Annotated in this window: 18 protein-coding genes; 10 read left to right on the top strand and 8 right to left on the bottom strand. The window is 37.4% G+C overall.

Annotated elements, in window-relative coordinates:
• Nucleotides 1-3: 3 nt before the first annotated feature.
• Nucleotides 4-825 (bottom strand): pyrroline-5-carboxylate reductase, encoded by an 822-nt coding sequence (gene proC, locus ESZ36_RS13020; RefSeq protein ID WP_146788694.1) that lies wholly within the window; start codon nucleotides 823-825, stop codon nucleotides 4-6.
• A 26-nt stretch (nucleotides 826-851) separates the two neighbouring features.
• Nucleotides 852-1,571: a YggS family pyridoxal phosphate-dependent enzyme gene (locus tag ESZ36_RS13015; protein WP_146788692.1), complete on the bottom strand. Its 720-nt coding sequence runs from the start codon at nucleotides 1,569-1,571 to the stop codon at nucleotides 852-854.
• A gap of 145 nt (nucleotides 1,572-1,716) precedes the next feature.
• Here ESZ36_RS13015 and ESZ36_RS13010 point away from each other — a divergent pair, with 145 nt between their 5' ends.
• Both ESZ36_RS13010 and ESZ36_RS13005 read left to right on the top strand, forming a co-directional pair.
• Nucleotides 1,717-2,760 carry a type IV pilus twitching motility protein PilT gene (locus ESZ36_RS13010; protein WP_146788689.1) on the top strand — a complete coding sequence of 348 codons (1,044 nt, stop codon included), beginning with the start codon at nucleotides 1,717-1,719 and terminating at the stop codon, nucleotides 2,758-2,760.
• Nucleotides 2,761-2,807: 47 nt separating this feature from the next.
• The gene (locus ESZ36_RS13005) at nucleotides 2,808-3,935 is read left to right on the top strand and encodes a PilT/PilU family type 4a pilus ATPase (protein WP_146788687.1); all 1,128 of its coding nucleotides are present in this window, start codon (nucleotides 2,808-2,810) and stop codon (nucleotides 3,933-3,935) included.
• 151 nt (nucleotides 3,936-4,086) lie between these two features.
• Here ESZ36_RS13005 and ESZ36_RS13000 read toward each other — a convergent pair whose 3' ends face one another.
• Entirely contained in the window at nucleotides 4,087-4,635 is a 549-nt protein-coding gene (locus ESZ36_RS13000) for a hypothetical protein (protein ID WP_146788684.1), read from the bottom strand.
• Between the two features lie 284 nt (nucleotides 4,636-4,919).
• Between ESZ36_RS13000 and cobT the strand changes: the two genes are divergently transcribed.
• The 6 genes from cobT to ESZ36_RS12970 all read left to right on the top strand — a co-directional run bounded on the left by cobT (nucleotide 4,920) and on the right by ESZ36_RS12970 (nucleotide 10,451).
• Nucleotides 4,920-6,098: a nicotinate-nucleotide--dimethylbenzimidazole phosphoribosyltransferase gene (cobT, locus tag ESZ36_RS12995; RefSeq protein WP_146788683.1), complete on the top strand. Its 1,179-nt coding sequence runs from the start codon at nucleotides 4,920-4,922 to the stop codon at nucleotides 6,096-6,098.
• Nucleotides 6,095-6,937: an adenosylcobinamide-GDP ribazoletransferase gene (locus ESZ36_RS12990; protein ID WP_146788680.1), complete on the top strand. Its 843-nt coding sequence runs from the start codon at nucleotides 6,095-6,097 to the stop codon at nucleotides 6,935-6,937. Before cobT ends, ESZ36_RS12990 begins: the two co-directional genes overlap by 4 nt.
• On the top strand, nucleotides 6,934-7,485 hold the full coding sequence (gene cobU / locus ESZ36_RS12985; protein ID WP_146788677.1) for a bifunctional adenosylcobinamide kinase/adenosylcobinamide-phosphate guanylyltransferase: 552 nt from the start codon (nucleotides 6,934-6,936) through the stop codon (nucleotides 7,483-7,485). Before ESZ36_RS12990 ends, cobU begins: the two co-directional genes overlap by 4 nt.
• A 14-nt stretch (nucleotides 7,486-7,499) precedes the next feature.
• Nucleotides 7,500-8,300 (top strand): histidine phosphatase family protein, encoded by an 801-nt coding sequence (locus ESZ36_RS12980; protein ID WP_146788674.1) that lies wholly within the window; start codon nucleotides 7,500-7,502, stop codon nucleotides 8,298-8,300.
• Nucleotide 8,301: 1 nt separating this feature from the next.
• On the top strand, nucleotides 8,302-9,897 hold the full coding sequence (locus ESZ36_RS12975; RefSeq protein WP_146788671.1) for a cobyric acid synthase: 1,596 nt from the start codon (nucleotides 8,302-8,304) through the stop codon (nucleotides 9,895-9,897).
• A gap of 137 nt (nucleotides 9,898-10,034) precedes the next feature.
• Nucleotides 10,035-10,451, top strand: coding sequence for a putative zinc-binding protein (locus ESZ36_RS12970; RefSeq protein WP_146788668.1), 417 nt, complete (start codon nucleotides 10,035-10,037; stop codon nucleotides 10,449-10,451).
• Between the two features lie 103 nt (nucleotides 10,452-10,554).
• Here the strand turns inward: ESZ36_RS12970 and ESZ36_RS12965 are convergent, their stop codons facing one another.
• The 3 genes from ESZ36_RS12965 to ESZ36_RS12955 form a co-directional block, all read right to left on the bottom strand.
• Nucleotides 10,555-11,700, bottom strand: a complete 1,146-nt coding sequence (locus ESZ36_RS12965; RefSeq protein WP_146788665.1) for a hypothetical protein — start codon at nucleotides 11,698-11,700, stop codon at nucleotides 10,555-10,557.
• 112 nt (nucleotides 11,701-11,812) lie between these two features.
• Nucleotides 11,813-12,115 carry a DUF3301 domain-containing protein gene (locus tag ESZ36_RS12960; RefSeq protein ID WP_146788662.1) on the bottom strand — a complete coding sequence of 101 codons (303 nt, stop codon included), beginning with the start codon at nucleotides 12,113-12,115 and terminating at the stop codon, nucleotides 11,813-11,815.
• A gap of 28 nt (nucleotides 12,116-12,143) precedes the next feature.
• The gene (locus ESZ36_RS12955; protein WP_146788659.1) at nucleotides 12,144-13,196 is read right to left on the bottom strand and encodes a DUF3549 family protein; all 1,053 of its coding nucleotides are present in this window, start codon (nucleotides 13,194-13,196) and stop codon (nucleotides 12,144-12,146) included.
• A 148-nt stretch (nucleotides 13,197-13,344) separates the two neighbouring features.
• Here ESZ36_RS12955 and ESZ36_RS12950 point away from each other — a divergent pair, with 148 nt between their 5' ends.
• Both ESZ36_RS12950 and ESZ36_RS12945 read left to right on the top strand, forming a co-directional pair.
• On the top strand, nucleotides 13,345-13,692 hold the full coding sequence (locus ESZ36_RS12950; protein WP_146788656.1) for a YqcC family protein: 348 nt from the start codon (nucleotides 13,345-13,347) through the stop codon (nucleotides 13,690-13,692).
• A gap of 157 nt (nucleotides 13,693-13,849) precedes the next feature.
• Nucleotides 13,850-14,668: a pseudouridine synthase gene (locus tag ESZ36_RS12945; RefSeq protein WP_425457394.1), complete on the top strand. Its 819-nt coding sequence runs from the start codon at nucleotides 13,850-13,852 to the stop codon at nucleotides 14,666-14,668.
• Between the two features lie 141 nt (nucleotides 14,669-14,809).
• On the opposite strand, the gene ESZ36_RS12940 is transcribed toward ESZ36_RS12945, so the two are convergent.
• Together ESZ36_RS12940 and ESZ36_RS12935 are read right to left on the bottom strand one after the other, a co-directional pair.
• Nucleotides 14,810-15,388: a 5-formyltetrahydrofolate cyclo-ligase gene (locus ESZ36_RS12940; RefSeq protein ID WP_146788653.1), complete on the bottom strand. Its 579-nt coding sequence runs from the start codon at nucleotides 15,386-15,388 to the stop codon at nucleotides 14,810-14,812.
• A 153-nt stretch (nucleotides 15,389-15,541) separates the two neighbouring features.
• Entirely contained in the window at nucleotides 15,542-16,981 is a 1,440-nt protein-coding gene (locus ESZ36_RS12935) for a peptide MFS transporter (RefSeq protein WP_146788650.1), read from the bottom strand.
• Nucleotides 16,982-17,304: the final 323 nt, after the last annotated feature.

Genomic DNA, 17,304 nt, shown 5'->3' with positions numbered 1-17,304 from the left:
TTTTTATTTAGCCATTTCTTCAGCACGAGCAATAGCGGCATTCATGGCATTTTTAACTATTTCTTCTATACCATCAGCCTTAAAACGTTCTATTGCGGCATGTGTTGTACCACCTTTTGAGGTGACATTAGCGCGCAATTCGCTGATAGGGGCGCTGTTGTGAGCCACCATTTGGGCAGCACCAAGCGCGGTCTGTTGCACTAACATACGGCTTTCTTCTTCAGAAAAACCATACTGTTTTGCTTGTTGTTCCATCGCTTCCATAAACAAGAAATAGTAGGCTGGAGCAGAGCCAGCAACAGCGATAATATTATTAATCTTATCTTCTGTGTCGAGCCAAATACTTTTGCCAACAGCGTTAGTAATTTTTTCTGCGCTGGCCTTTTGTTCTACAGTAACTTCTTTGGAAGCAAATAGACCACTCATACCTAGACCAAGTTGAGAAGGAGTGTTTGGCATTACACGAACTACAGGAGCAAGGTTTGTCGTCTCGCCTTTTGATAACGCTGATTGAATTTGTTCAACGGTAGTCCCAGCAGCAACAGAAATGAATAGCTTTCCTGTTATATCGATTGCTTGGCTTATTTGAAAACAAACATCAGTGATAAAATGTGGTTTAACACAAAGCACAATTACGTCGGCGAACTCACTGGCTTTGATATTATCGTCCGTTTGTAACACACCAAATTCTGTCGCTAAATTTAGTCTCTTAGCTTCAGAAGGGTTGGCTACTATAATGTCTTGGGGAGTGATACCAGAATTAACTAAACCAATAATTATGGCGCGTGCCATATTGCCGGCACCTATAAAGGCTATTTTATTCATAAAAGGGGTTCCTAAACGATTAATGGTTAAATTTTATTTTCTCTGGCACCAAAAATGGCGGTGCCAATTCTTACCATGGTTGAACCGTGGGCTACAGCGTTGTCTAAATCATTAGACATGCCAAGAGAGAGAGTATCAACGCTGGGATATTGCTTTTTAAGTTGGATAAACAGTTGCTGCATTTGTTCATAACAGGCTTTAGGGGCATTTTTTTCAGGAACAGCCATTAAGCCTCGCAGGGTGAGTTTATCACAACTATCAACAATTTTAGCAAGAGAAAAAACCTGCTCAATAGTTATACCTGACTTTGACTCTTCATTGCTAATATTCACTTGTAAACAAATGTTTAGCGGAGTATTGTGACAATTATCATCCTTGAGATGTTGATTAAGACGCAAGGCTATCTTTTCTCTGTCAACACTATGAACCCAAGAGAAATTACTAGCAATTTGTTTCGTTTTATTCGATTGGATAGGACCAATAAAGTGCCAAACTATCTCTGGTAGATGTGTTAACTCTGCTATTTTCTCTACCGCTTCTTGCAGGTAATTTTCACCAAAATCGTGTTGACCTGCTAGATACGCTTGTTCAACGAGTGAAGTTGGCTTAGTTTTACTAACGGCTAATAGCGATACAGGAGATGATTGTTTTGATAATTCGGCAAGGGGAGTTAATCGACCACTTTGTTGACAAGCTTGCTGAATTTGCGCTTTAATTTTATTAAGATTATCTTTTATATTTATCATGTTAAATATTGAGCTATGTTAACTTATCTTATTTTCTGGTTAGTATAACCTATTAAATTATTACCTATTAAATTATTACCTATTAAATAATCACCGATAAAAGATAATATCATTATTTTTTATCACCCTATAAAAAGAGGCTTTTATGGATATTACCGAACTACTTGCATTTAGTGTGGAACATAACGCATCAGATTTACATTTATCAACCGGCACACCGCCGGCTATTCGTGTTGATGGTGACGTACGTAAACTTAATATTCCAGCCTTTGATGGCAAAGATGTTAATGCGTTAGTTTATGACATTATGAATGATCGTCAGCGTAAAGAATATGAAGAAAACTTAGAAGTCGATTTCTCATTTGAAGTACCAAACTTAGCACGTTTCAGGGTTAATGCTTTTAATCAAAATAGAGGCCCCGCAGCAGTATTTCGTACAATCCCAAGTAAAATTCTTTCACTTGATGATTTAGGATGTCCTGAAATATTCCGTGAAATATCAGATACACCACGTGGCTTAGTGTTAGTTACAGGCCCTACCGGCTCGGGTAAGTCAACTACGTTAGCTGCGATGGTCGATTATATTAATGATCATAAGCACGATCATATTTTAACCATTGAAGATCCAATAGAATTTGTACATGAAAATAAGAAATGCTTAATCAATCAACGTGAAGTTCATCGAGATACGTTAAGTTTTGAAGCGGCATTACGCTCAGCATTGCGTGAAGATCCCGATGTTATTTTAGTAGGTGAAATGCGTGATTTAGAAACCATTCGATTAGCAATGACCGCAGCAGAAACGGGTCATTTAGTTTTTGGTACCTTACATACAACTTCAGCACCAAAAACTATTGACCGTATTATCGATGTATTTCCAGGCGAAGAGAAATCGATGGTCCGCTCAATGTTGTCAGAGTCACTTCGCGCGGTAATCTCACAAACGCTAATTAAAAGAGTCGGTGGTGGACGTGTTGCTGCTCATGAAATTATGATTGGTGTTCCTGCTATTCGAAACCTTATCCGTGAAGATAAAATTGCCCAAATGTACTCTGCGATTCAAACCGGTATGCAACATGGCATGCAAACTATGGATCAATGTCTACAAAATCTTGTTAACCGAGGCATGATCACTAAACAAGATGCGATGGAAAAAGCGGTCGATAAAAATCAATTTTCAGGTTTTTAAAAATGATGTTTTGTGAATGTATAAATGAATGGAAAAGAGGACAGTAAATGAATCTTCATGAATTATTAGAAAGAATGGTAAAAAAAGATGCCTCTGATATGTTCGTTACGGCTAAATTACCGGTAAGCGCTAAAATAAATGGTGAATTACAGCCTATAGATGATGTGGTTTTAACTGCGGAACAATCTTTAGGATTAGTATTTGATGCTATGAATGATAAGCAAAAAAATCAATTTAATACCGACAAAGAATGTAACTTCGCGATTGAAATTGATGATATAGGACGCTTTCGTATTTCTGCTTTTTGGCAACGAGATATGGCGGGTATGGTTGTTCGTCGTATCGTTACAGATATTCCCGATGTTGATGATCTAGGTTTACCACCGATTCTAAAAGATGTTGTTATGTCTAAACGAGGTTTGGTGCTATTTGTTGGTGGTACAGGTACGGGTAAATCGACATCAATGGCATCATTGATAGGTTATCGTAACCGCAACTCTTATGGCCATATTCTTACCATTGAAGACCCGGTAGAATTTGTTCATGAGCACGGAAAAAGTATGATTACTCAACGTGAAGTTGGTTTAGATACTGTATCCTTTGATGCGGCACTGCAAAGCTCATTACGTCAGGCGCCTGATGTTATTTTAATTGGGGAAATTCGAAACCAAGAGATAATGGAGCATGCGCTTAGTTTTGCAGAAACTGGGCATTTATGTATAGCTACTTTACATGCTAATAATGCAAACCAAGCTATTGACCGTATTATGCACCTTGTGCCAGCGGATCAGCATGGGAAGTTGTTATTTGATTTAGCGTTAAATCTTCGCGGCATTATTGCTCAACAACTTGTACCGACAAAAGATGGTCATAGCCGAATAGCTGCCATCGAAGTATTACTTAATTCTCCTTATATTAGTGAACTCATCAAAAAAGGAGATATTGGTGGTATTAAAGAGGTAATGGAAAAATCAAATGAGTTAGGTATGCAAACGTTCGATCAAGCATTATTCAACCATTATCAACACGGCATGATTACTTATGCGGATGCATTACATCATGCTGACTCGCCGAATGATTTACGTTTAATGATTAAATTGCGCAATAATGAGCAGGGCGGTACAGGCGGATTATCAGGTGTAACGTTAGATGGTTTTGACTCTACAGATAACTAGAAACGATTAAGTTTTCAGATTGTGAATGACAAAAACTGATATTTACCTAGGTTAAACTGGGTAAATATCAGCTTTTTACTAGATAAAATAAGTATACTTATTTTATCTAGTAATCTTTAGCCTGACTATTAAATCAGACTCATGAATGTTATTACTTATTATTACTTGGCTTTGAGCTATTGCCAACATAATAGTAAATTGTCCATGTCGTGGAAAATAAACCTGACGTTGGTACTAAGTGCGTTGAAAAAGTCACTTTCTCATTCGATTCGGCATCATGATTGGTAAAGGTTGTTTTCATACCATCGTCATGTTTTCTTTTACTTTCTTCCAACTGCCACTGTTCACCTAAGCACTCCTGCGTGACTCTTTTAGCACTTTGGTAATAGCTTTTAGCAGTTTCTTCATTCGGCGCTACTAGGTTGCAAGAATAGGTATGCTGTTTGCCACCCCATGAAAAAACCTGGCAGTTTTCACCAAAAAGCTGATATTTAGCTTTCCATATATTACTCACTCGCCCTGCAACATTGATCTCTTTTAATGAAGAAAAATCATCATAATAAGCACTTTTAAGTAAATCGAGTTTAGTGCAAGCATTAGTGGTGGGCATGATGTTTGTGGCAATTTTTGTATTTTGATTAACGCAACTTGTTAATAAAACACTAGAAAGGATAAGGGTATATTTTGCATATGTTTTCATAAAACTATATCAGCCTGACGTAAAATTTTAAGGTAATACCAATAAGTTAGTTTGATTGGTATAAATACTTTCTAGTACTGATGGTACAGAGTTTTAACAGTTTTTCCTAGTTAACATCGGAGTAAATGTTATTAGGTAAAATATTAACATCTTATGTCAGAACATAAAATTATGATGTATTTAACGACATATCATAGTGAAAAAGAGTTATGTTTTTAGTGATTTAAATAGCTTAAAATAATGTCATTATTTTTCTATATTCAACAACTATTTAGACTATCCCAATGATCCCCATCTCGTCTTTAAATGTAAAAGCCTTAGAATTTATACAAACCAAAATTGATAACAAAACTAAACCATTAGGTGCATTAGGGGCACTAGAGCCTTTGGCTCTGCAACTTGCTTTGATCACTGAGCAAAGGCATCAAAAAAGCTTGGACTTTAATCGCGCAGATTTTAGTAATTCTGACCTTAAGCGTTCTGGCCAAATCAGTATAAATAATCCTATTATGCTAGTTTTTGCTGGAGACCACGGTATAAATGATCATAATGTCAGTATTGCGCCCAGTGCAGTGACTAAACAGATGGTAATTAATTTTTTACGAGGTGGTGCCGCGATAAATTGTTTTTGTCAAAGTAATGATATCGCTTTAACTGTGATCGATTGCGGTATATTACAGCCTATCTCCCCTGATGAAGCCCCTCAAAGCGCAGGGGATGCAATGAATAGTGTCAACTTTATTGAGCAACGACTTGGCGCAGGAACAAGTGATTTTTCAGTTCAAAGCGCTATGTCAATCATACAAGTAGAGCAAGGATTCGACTATGCAAGACAACTAGTTGATGCACAAGTTGACCAAGGCGCTGAGATATTGTTATTAGGTGAAATGGGCATTGCTAATACTAGTTCTGCTGCTGCATTAATGTCGGCTTTAACTTTATTTAGTGTTCAAGAATGTGTTGGACGCGGTACCGGCATTACTGATGAGCAATTAGAGAAAAAAATAGCCTTAATTGAAAGCGCACTTCAACGAGTTAAGATATCAGAGAATAATTTTGAAAATTTAACTCAAGATGAGATTATATCACTGTTATCTGAGTTAGGCGGTTTTGAGATAGTTCAAATGGTCTCTGCTATATTATCAGCGGCGACTGCTAGCATACCGGTTGTCATTGATGGATTTATTGTCAGTGTCGCTGCTTTAGTAGCACAGCGCTTAGATAAAAATGTAGCCAACTACTTAATTTTCTCTCACGTTTCTCAAGAACATGCCCATCAAATATTGCTTGAAGAACTGATCTCGGCGCAAACATTTAATGAGTCAAGCAGCCAACCTTTATTGAATCTAGGTCTTCGCTTAGGTGAAGGCACAGGTGCAGCACTTGCTTTGCCTTTAATAAAAGCCTCTGCAAGTTTTTATAATAATATGGCTAGCTTTGAAAGTGCGGGAGTCACAGTATGATTGTACGGGTAAATGAGCGCCTAAAAGGTAAAATAACTGCGCAGCTTAATTTATTTTATTTGGCGTTAAGCTTTTTTACTCGTTTACCTGTTCCTAAAACCATGGATTATTCAGAAGCCTTATTAAATAAAGCTAATCGATACTTCTCCTTAGTGGGCTTAGTCATTGGTTTATTTCTCGCGTTAAGTTATGTCTGCTTTAGTACCTTTTTACCCGCCAATATATCTATATTGTTAACTATGACGATAAGCTTGTTATTAACAGGCGCTTTTCATGAAGATGGTCTAGCTGATATGGCTGACGGCATAGGCGGTGCTTTCACAATAGAAAAACGACTGACTATTATGAAAGATAGTCGAATCGGTACTTATGGTGCCGTTACCTTAGTGATGGCTTTATTATTAAAATTTACATTGCTGGTAAACCTAGCTGAGCAAGATAGTAATCACTTACTTTTAGCTATTATATTAGCAGAAGCTTTATCCCGAGCAGTTGCTGGAAGCTTAATCTCTTCTATGCCTTATGTGAGTGATATTGAACAAAGTAAGAGTAAACCATTAGCCCAAGCACAATCCTCATCAGAATTAACTCTTTTACTCTTGATAGGTTTAGCTCCGCTCATTTTTTATTCTAGCGAAGTAATTTTCTCATTGTTGATCGTTTTAGTGTTGTTTCGCTGGCTATTTAAGCAGTGGCTCATGGCGAGAATAGGTGGTTTTACCGGTGACTGTTTGGGTGCAGGACAGCAACTCTCTGAGCTACTTATTTATTTAACACTTGTTTCTTATATTGATAAAGATATTTTCACAGGACTTTATTCTACCGGAGTTATAGGATGATTCATTTTATTTTAGGTGGCGCTAGATCGGGTAAGTCACGATTTGCCGAGCAACAAACACTGGAATTGTCAGTAAAACACGGTAAGAAAACGGTTTATATTGCTACAGCAACGGCCATTGATCCTGAGATGGACAATAGAATAGTTCAACATCAAAAAGATAGAGGTGATAGTTGGCAATTAATTGAGTGTCCATTAGCACTTGCTGAAAGATTAAGTAATCTTGATAACAATAATGTCTACTTACTGGATTGTTTAACACTATGGCTAAACAATCAACTTTATGCTGTTGATGAACAGAGTCGTGATCAGCAAGCCCAACATTTACAAACTGAAATAGACAGATTAGCCACGCGCTTAGCCGCTATCGATGCGGATATAGTTATTGTCAGTAATGAGATAGGTTTAGGTGTGATACCAATGGGTGAATCTACGCGTTTATATGTTGATTATTGTGGTTGGTTAAACCAGAAGGTTGCAGAAGTTTCCGATAAAGTGACTTTGGTCACCGCTGGTATACCGCTTTGTATAAAAAATAATGATGTGTAAGTCGTGAGCTTAATATGATTGAAATTGACTTAATAAGACATGTTAAAGTCTTGGGTAAGCCTGCTTTATATGGCTCTACTGATGTTGCTGCTATCGCTACAGAAAATGCGCGTTTACTTGAACGTTTAATGGCACAACAAAAAACGTCTAATGCTTATCAAAGTGTTGTCTCCTCTTCGTTGATACGTTGCCAGAATCTAGCGACAGAGTTTTCATTGTTATGCCAATTACCTTTAGAGATATCACCAGAGTTACAAGAGATGAACTTCGGGTGCTTTGATGGTGTACCTTTTGATGATCTTCTCTTCGAAGGTAGTGATTTTGAAGCTGAACATCAAGTTGATGAGAAAACTCAATTGCTTTGGTCACAACTCGAAGCCTTTTTTCAGGCACCTGCTGACATTATATTACCAGAAGGTGAAACTCTGTCAGACTTTCATCACAGAGTAATGAAAGCTTGGCAAAACTTGATACAACAGCAAATAGGCATTGTTACTAAACAAGAAGAAAGTTTTCAACTAGAGCAGGGGCAGGTCAAAAAAGAATCGGACACCTTTAGAAAAAAACCTAGACGAATTTTAGTTGTTGCTCATGGTGGCGTGATTCGCATGATATTAGCAAATATATTAGCGCTAGATTGGCAACAAGCTAGCTGGCATCAAAAATTACAGATTGGTCATGGTAGCATTTCCCGCATTTTGATTAGTCAGCCTTATCAAGATAAACAATTTGATCAAGCAGTAAAGCAAACACAGTACCAGCAATTAAACCAACAAGTAACGACCATTGCTATGCCGTTTCTTGAGGAAAAATAAAATGAAAGCTAAGCAAAGTAACAGCCATTCTACATCCAGCTCTTTTGAGATAGCGCAATCAAGTCAATGTAAAACCTTGATGATACAGGGAACAACTTCTGATGCTGGGAAAACGACGCTAGTGGCGGGCCTGTGTCGTGTGTTTTCAGATTTACACATTAACGTAGCACCCTTTAAACCCCAAAATATGGCGCTTAATAGTGCGGTTACTCCTTGTGGTGGTGAAATTGGGCGAGCACAAGCGTTGCAAGCTAAAGCGGCGCGCTTAGCGTTAGATGTAGATTTCAATCCTATCTTACTCAAACCTAATAGCGACACTGGCGCGCAAGTTATTGTTCACGGTAAAGCGCTTATGCATAGATCATCGTCAAATATGGAGGCTAGTGAGTACCAAGATTATAAAAAAGTGGCTATGAAGGCTGTGCTGAGTTCACATCAGCGGTTAACACAACAGTATGATTTGGTTGTTGTTGAGGGAGCAGGAAGTCCAGCAGAAATAAATTTACGCAAGGGGGATATTGCTAATATGGGCTTTGCCGAAGCCGTCGATTGTCCGGTTTTAATTATTGCTGATATTGATAAAGGTGGCGTTTTTGCACAGCTAGTTGGTACCTTGATGTTGTTGTCACAATCAGAGCAAGACAGAGTCGTTGGTTTTGTGATTAATCGCTTTCGCGGTGACATTAAATTACTCGAATCTGGGTTGACATGGTTAGAAGAAAAGACCAATAAACCTGTGCTGGGGGTTTTACCCTATTTACACGGCTTAGATATTTCTTCTGAAGATGCATTAGTAACAAAACAGGCACTCGTAGAAGGGACATCGACTTCATCAAAAGTTCGTGTTGTGGTCTTAGTTTATCCACATATGAGTAATCATACGGACTTTGATGCTCTGCGCCATCATGAAGATATTGATTGTCAGTTCCTTTTTGCTAAGGGATCGAAAGATGAGATTAATCCTGAAAAAATAGCTATTCCAGCTTGTGATCTTATTATTTTACCTGGTAGCAAAAATGTCCGTAGTGACCTTGATTTTTTACGTCAACGAGGCTGGGATGACGATATTGCGAAACATTTACGTTATCAAGGCAAGGTGATTGGGGTTTGCGGTGGTTATCAAATGTTAGGAGAGTTGATTGCAGACCCCGAAGGGTTAGAAGGGCAACCTGGCGTAAGCGAAGGCTTAAGCTATTTTGCGATGAATACAGTATTAGAATCTAAAAAAACGTTAATTAATGTTTCAGGTGTTTTGGAATTGACGCTGCAAAACGCCAATATTAGTGGTTATGAAATTCATGCCGGTGTGAGCACTCTTATTAATGACGGGGATAAATTATCTCACTTACTGACTATTGAAGGTGAGGGACAGGGATTATTAAGTGATGATGGTCAGATAGCAGGTTGTTATCTGCATGGACTGTTTGATCAACCCGAGGCTTTACAGCTCTTTATGAATTGGCTTGGTTATGATGTAAGTAAAGCGCCCAGTATTGAAATACTTGAAGAACAGGCCATTGAGCGAGTAAGTAAAGCCTGTCAAGCACACTTAGATATGGTGAAAATAAAACAAATAGTTACAGAATGGTACAAATAACCACAGATCTATCATGGGTATTATTTACTGTAATGATCTAAATCAATTCGTCGTTATGTTTACTTGTTAAAATGCTCCTATTGGTAATGTTGCCAGCGCTAGTAAGGTAACTAATAGGTAGCTAAGGAGTGACTTTAATGTCGAATGTACATAAATTATCGAAAATAATCAGTGACAAAAATAATTGTAAACCAATAGTTTACTCTTGTTCTGGTTGCTCAAACCTTGCGCAAATGGCGCATAATATTTCATTAACCCTTGATGGTGATGGGATTGCTGAGATGTCTTGTATTGCTGGCGTAGTGGGTAAAATAGAGCCTATTCTGGCAATGGCTAAATCAGGTCGACCTATTATAGCCATTGATGGCTGTGCGTTAGGTTGTACAAAAGCTTGTTTAGATAAAAGTGCTATAAAAACAGATCATTATTTTAAAATTAGTGACTTAGGGTTCGAAAAGCGTGATAAGTGGGATGATTCTCTTACTGAGAATACCGTTGCGATGAAAAGTGTTTATGCGAGTTTAATAGAAGCGGGTATTGGCTTTGCTCAATAAGTCTTTTATTAAAAGCTTTTGATAGCCCAAAGAACATTAAAAAAGCTGCCAATAATATTGAGCAGCTTTTTTTGTATCTATTTTTTGAAAATAAATTACTTATTTATGCGTCTTGCTCTAAGAAAGGTGCGTATTGATTGTGCTTACCCAATACCGCTTGGCTTCCTTTAAGAGAAAAGCTATAACCACAGAGTGAAAATTTACCGCGAAAAGCTAGCGCTTGTATTAACTCGCCACTATCAAGGGGTGAAAAACTAGCAAAATATTCACTACCATTTTCAACCAATACAGTTAAAGGACGGATTGAAGAGCCCTTATTAAACTTAATACTTTGACAACTTTTATCACCGTTTATTGATAATTGTGACCAGAGCTCGCCATTAGCAACTTGATCGGCTTGCCAATGAATAATTACGCCTTGATACTCTGATAAGTATAAATTGAAATTATCAGGCATCGCGAGTAAATGATTTTTATTGGCAAGGATATTAACAGGTACATTGTTAGGCGACACTTTCGTTTCACCCAATTCAACACTATTAGTATTTTCCTGTGGTGGATTGATAGCGTTAATTGCGCTATTAACCAATACTGCGATAAAAATTAGCGATACAATGGCGATAATCCCTAGCTGTAATTTACGATTACCAAGAAACGTTATGCGAATAAGTTCGCCAATATCAGTATGTTTACTCTCAGGGTCATAATCAGATTGCTCATTAGGTGTAATATTTTGTTCAGCGATAGTGTCATATGCATAAAGCTGTTCACTAGCGCCATTAGCAGCTAACGTTGGCTCAATGCGTTGATTATGAGTTTTCATGACGACGGTTTTTTGTTTATAGCGACTAAGGTCAACAGGACCGTAATAACCCAAAATATAATTATTTTTTTCTTTTGTACCTTTACTAGGGTAGGTAAGGAGAAGGGCTGCACTTAATACCGGTAAAATCAATAAATAATAACTGCTGCTGTTCTCAAGAAGTAAGCTCAAAACACCAGTAAGTAGAAGCAGACCGCCTGGTACCAATTGCCAATTTTTATTAAGTTTAGCATCATGTAAGCGGCGCTTTGCACTGCAAGTAAGTACAGCGGTTAATATTAATAATATGGTAAAACTAACTACTATATAACTAGAGAAAATTGCAGAGCAAAAGATAAAGCCCAAAATAGCAATTATTGATGTTGTAAAAAATCGACTACGATCATCAAACCCTTTTAGACAAAAAGCTGCTTGTAAAAATGGCACGAAAACTCCAAAAAGATAGTTAAATTAGGTGTTTGTTGCTTATTAGCATAACACTTAATTATTGGTATTCATGATTTAGCATAACCATAATAATGGTTATGCTAAATCAGTATTAATTCACTCGGTAAGCGGGTAAATCGATTTTCTCTAGCTTTAAGCCATAAAGTGTTAAGCAGCCTTGATTGTTTGATTCTCCATCACCACTAAAATCAAAGTCAAAAACACTATAAATGCAAGGGCCGTGTTTCTTGGTAAATTTGAATCTACTAGAGCGTCTTGCCAGTGAGATGAACTGCAAACCACCGTCTTTACAGTAACGATGAACATGACGTTTAGCTGCTTCAGATACTTGTCTTAAATAAACAAAGTACCAACAAAATAAACAAAAAAGTAATAAATAATAAATATTTTCCATAAATGATACTTTCCACAATTAAGAATAACTAAGTTTGGCTAAATAACTGTCCAATAGCTTGTGCTAGTGCCGGTGAACGATTTTCACTGCGAATGCATTGGAAAGCAACAGGTCTAATTAGTGGGATAGTCGCTAAGTCTTTAAAAATGCTAGAAAATAATGGTAAGTCATTATTACGGAGTAAATGTTCAAAATAACACATAAGCATTTTTTCATCAGCTAATGCCTGCCAGCATCTTCCAGATAAAGTGATGAGTAACTCGCTACTTACTTGTTGTTTACTCAAAAGCTGCTCTATGATTTTTTTCACATGAATATGGTGACTATTGGCTGCCAGTGCGCGTAGCAACTGCATTGCTTTTGTAGATGTTTGTGGGCTTGTTAGTGCGCTTTCTAATGCAACTACCAGTGCGTCAATTAAATCAACAGGATATTGCTCATTTTCTAAGGCGCTACAAACGGGAGACAGCACTTCGTCAGGCAAGTGAGGCAGCGCGTTGAGTAACAACTCACTATGATTATCATGCTTAATTCTCGCAATAAAATCGGTAATACCTTGTACGCCCACAGCTTGCCAGTTATTCCAATCAGAACCATGACTGAGGTATTGTTTAAAAGGGGAGAAATACGCACTAGGTTGTTGCTTTAAATCAACTTTTATTTTGCTGTTTAAGCTAGCTAATTTATATTGTGCTGGAGTGAAAAGGTAAGGGTTACTACTGAGTAACTCTTCCTGTTTTTTAGAGGTTTCTTGAGTTAAGTCAGCACCTAAAGCTTCAACAATAATAGCAATAAAGTGGTTTCTTGCCCCTTGGTTTAATAAGCCATGCTCATCAAGCGGTAATTTCAATAACCATAAATAAGGCTGTGAAGATTGTTTCTGCCAAAATGCTATAGCAATACAAGCACACCCTTGAGTAGGTGTAGGATAGGGCAATTGATTTAATTCAACTTTTTCAAATTGCTCTTTAGGTAATTTACTAACTAGTCGACCAATATCATAAAGGCGGTATTGTGAACCTGAAAGTTTAAGTAATTCTGATAGGGTAGCTATGTTCGCTGCTGGTGCTGTGTCAGTCATAAAGTCAAAAATATTGCCGCTTGTTATAGCGTCTTATTATAAGGATAATGGCGCCATTAACATAGTAAAATTATTTATCTGAAATAATTTACCTGTAATTATCGATCTTAACCAATCACCTTGAAGAACCGACCGTAAACAATCACAAATGATGATAAAAAAAGACCCAGAACGTATCAGTGCTTTGCTTGAAGAGTTAACTATTGAGCTTAAATTACTTAAGCTTTGGCAAATACAGCCGCCAAGTGCAGCAGAGCTTTCAAGTAGCGCACCTTTTTGCTGTGATACTTTAGCATTTGAGCAATGGTTACAATTTTTATTTATTCCTAAGATAGCTATGATGATAAATCAACAACAATCATTGCCTGCAAGAATTTCTTTAACGCCAATGGCTGAAGAGACTTTTAAGTGCTTATCAACTAATGCCCAACCTTTACTTGATGTTATCCAAAAAATAGATAATACATTGACTGAACAAGGTAAACACAATGATTGATATCGATAACGCTATTATAGGAATGAAACAAACTATGGATGTTAAAATGGACTTAAACTCAGATCGGTTGTTAACTCAGGACTTAACTCAGGACTTAAATCAGGCTATAGGGCCAGAAGAAAAGCCGATACTTAATATCCTCTATCAAGATGAATTTATGGTAGCGGTTGATAAACCTGCAGGATTATTTGTTCATCGAAGTTATATGGATAAAGATGAAATTTATTTTGCTTTGCAGTTAGTTCGTGATCAAGTAGGGCAATATGTTTATCCCGTTCATCGACTAGACAGACCGACTTCGGGTGTACTTCTTTTTGCTTTAACTAAAGATGTTGCTACCAAGCTAAGTGAAGCTTTTGCCAATAAAAGTAGTCAAGCTAACTTAAATTCTGACGATGAGCTTAAGGGCAATGCTCAGCATAAAACTCAGGTGGTACAGCAAGATCAAGTCGAAGAACTTACTACTGATAGAAATATCGATGGTAGTGATTTAGCTATGGTGAAAACCTATTATGCTTTAGCACGTGGCCACTTAGCAGTACCTGCAGACTTAATTGATCATCCACTGAAAGAAAAGCTAGATAAGTTGGGGGATAAAAATGTTAGTCATAACAAACCAGCACAATCTGCGCAGAGTTATTATCAAGTAAAGCAACAAGCGAGTTTACCAATAAAAGTCGGTAAATTTGATAGTGTTCGGTATTCTTTAATTGAAGTACGCCCTATTACTGGCAGACGTCATCAAATTCGTCGTCATTTAGCACATTTACGTCATCCTATTTTAGGGGACATAAACTACGGCGATAACAAGCAAAACCCATTTTTTATCGAGCACTTTGGTTTTAAACGTTTGATGTTAATAGCTAAATCATTAGAATTTAATCATCCCATTAGCAATAAAAGAATCAAAATATCAGCGCCGTTTGATGATCAATGGCAACAAGTTTTTTCCTCGTTTGAATGGCCACTCATCTAGAGTAGTCATTTTTCTACTGCTTATATACAAGCTACCTCAAAATGTAGCATTAGCCGATGTAAAGCTTAGAACTAGTCGGGCCGTAATTTGTGTGCAGCTATTAACTTGTACTAATAATACGTCGACTCTAAGCTGAAACAGCTAAATAAATTGATAGTTTTTACTTGGTGTAATTATTTCGGGTAAAGGAATATCCCAACTTTCGGTAGGAACCTTTTCAACGAGCTGGCAGTCGTGCGCTAATCCAATAGGGTAAAGTTTTGTCTGTTGCCACTGAGCGAGGCTTCTATCATAAAATCCACCACCCATGCCTAATCTCGCGCCAGAATTATCAAAAGCTACTAAAGGCGTGCAAATAATATCAAGCTGCTGTAACGGACAAACTTTAGTGACATCTAATTGTGGCTCTAAAATGCCATACATATTGCTAACTAACTTGGTATCTTGTTGGTAATGCAAAAATAGTAAGTTCCCCTTACTGAAAGGATGTACTACTGGTAGGTAAACGTCTTTGTGATTCTGCCAACACCAATCTATAAAATTTGCAGTTGATAATTCCCCATCATTACTCAAGTAGATTGCAATACGCTTAGCTTGCTGGATTTGATTATGGTTAGACAATCTTTCTGTTAACGCCGTAGCCGCATTAGACTGTTCAGTTACTGATAGTGCATTACGGCGTTGTCTGATTTCTTTTCGTAATTGTGAACGAGTATTCATTGTTGGGTTCATCATTAAATAGTTAACGGCTATTAATTATCGACTATTATTGCCGACATTAATATCTGCTTTAACATCTGTTTAAAAAATAAAAAAAGCTGGATGATTGCTCACCCAGCTTAATATTATTCTCTAAATTGTAACCTCAACTCATTAATTATGAGTTTCAGTAACACCTTCGTGAGTACCAGTAACCGATATTTCTTGTTCGATTTTCTCTTCTAAATTAGAAGGAATATCGCCTTCTGCACCATGCATCCATTCAACTAACTTACCAGCAGATAGGTAGATGATAAGACCGGTAATTAAAGCACCTACACCAACACCCATAAAGATGTTTGCTGCATTATTAACCATCTCTTCACCTTCACCAACGAATGAGCCAATAAATGCGGCTAAGAAGTTAGATAAGGCAGTAAAGAAGAACCAAATACCCATTAATAATGACGTAAATTTAAGTGGGGCTAATTTCGTTACCAATGATAAACCAATTGGTGATAAACATAATTCACCTAAGGTATGGAATAGGTAAGCAAAAACTAGAAATAACATGCTCACTTTAACTGCAACGTCACCACCTTGAACCATAGTAGCCCAGAACATAACGAAGAAACCTAAGGCTAAAAACAACATCGCCAAAGCAAATTTCTTCGGAGAAGTCGGTTCATTTGAACCCATCTTAACCCAAACTGAGGCAACAAAAGGTGCTAATAAAATAATGAACATTGCGTTTAATGATTGAAAAGAAGAAGCAGCGATTTCAAAACCAAAGAGAGTACGGTCAGTAAAGTCAGAAGCATAGATAGTGAATAAGCCACCTGCTTGCTCAAAGCCCGCCCAGAAAACAACTGAGAACATGCTCATAATCAAGATAACTTTCATGCGGTCCATATCTTGAGACGTTAATGGCGCATGAGATTTTTGCTCACCTTTAGTGCGCTTAGCTGATGGAACTACACCAATATCACCTAAATATTTGTTAGCCAAAGTAAGTTGAAGTGCCAAACCAATCAACATACCACAACCTGCTAAGATGAAGCCGTAGTGCCAGTTAACTTGCTCACCTAATATACCGACAGTTATTGGCGCTAAAAAAGCACCTAAGTTGATGCCCATATAAAAAATAGTGAAAGCAGCATCACGTCTGTGATCGCCGTCGTCATAAAGTTCGCCTACTAAACTAGAAACATTGGCTTTAAATAAACCATTACCGGTAATAATAAGTGCTAAACCAAGGTAAAATACCGTTTCTTCCATGCCAACAATCATTGACTTTGGAATACCTAAGGTAAAATAACCTAATGAAAAAATTATCCCGCCCCAGATAATAGCTTTACGCTGACCAATATAGTTATCAGCTAACCAGCCACCTATTACTGGTGTTAAGTAAACAGCCATAGTGAAAAAGCCATAGAGCCTTAACGCTTCTTGATTGGTCCAGCCAAAACCACCGTCTTGAACAGAGGCAATAAGATAAAGTACCAATAGGGCACGCATGCCGTAATAACCGAAACGTTCCCACATTTCAGTACCAAATAAAAGGAAAAGTCCTTTTGGGTGGCCAAACAGCGTACCAGCATTAGGTTGAGTCATATCATTATCCTAGATTTTATTTTTATAATCATTATCGTTAGTTTTTACCGTAAAATTTTAAGTTTAGCTTTTTTAGTAAAGAGAGTGTTATACCCGTGTGAACAAATAAAGGCAAGTTTTGGCATAAATCAATGATTACCTTGCTTTGGGAGGTGTAGAGAAATGTTTCCTAGTGCTTACTGAGAGACCGCGCCATATTATAGGCGTCTAGCTTGGTTAACATATTGTTTGCATAACGATATGCTGGTAAACTTTGTCGTCACTAAATTCAGTGACTAAATTTAGTGTTCTTGGAATTAGATTCTTGAAATTATTCAGGGATA

This window comes from Colwellia demingiae, from assembly GCF_007954275.1.
Lineage (GTDB): Bacteria > Pseudomonadota > Gammaproteobacteria > Enterobacterales > Alteromonadaceae > Colwellia > Colwellia demingiae.
Note: the sequence above shows the minus strand (reverse complement) of the source record. Positions and strands in the feature narration are given on the sequence as shown.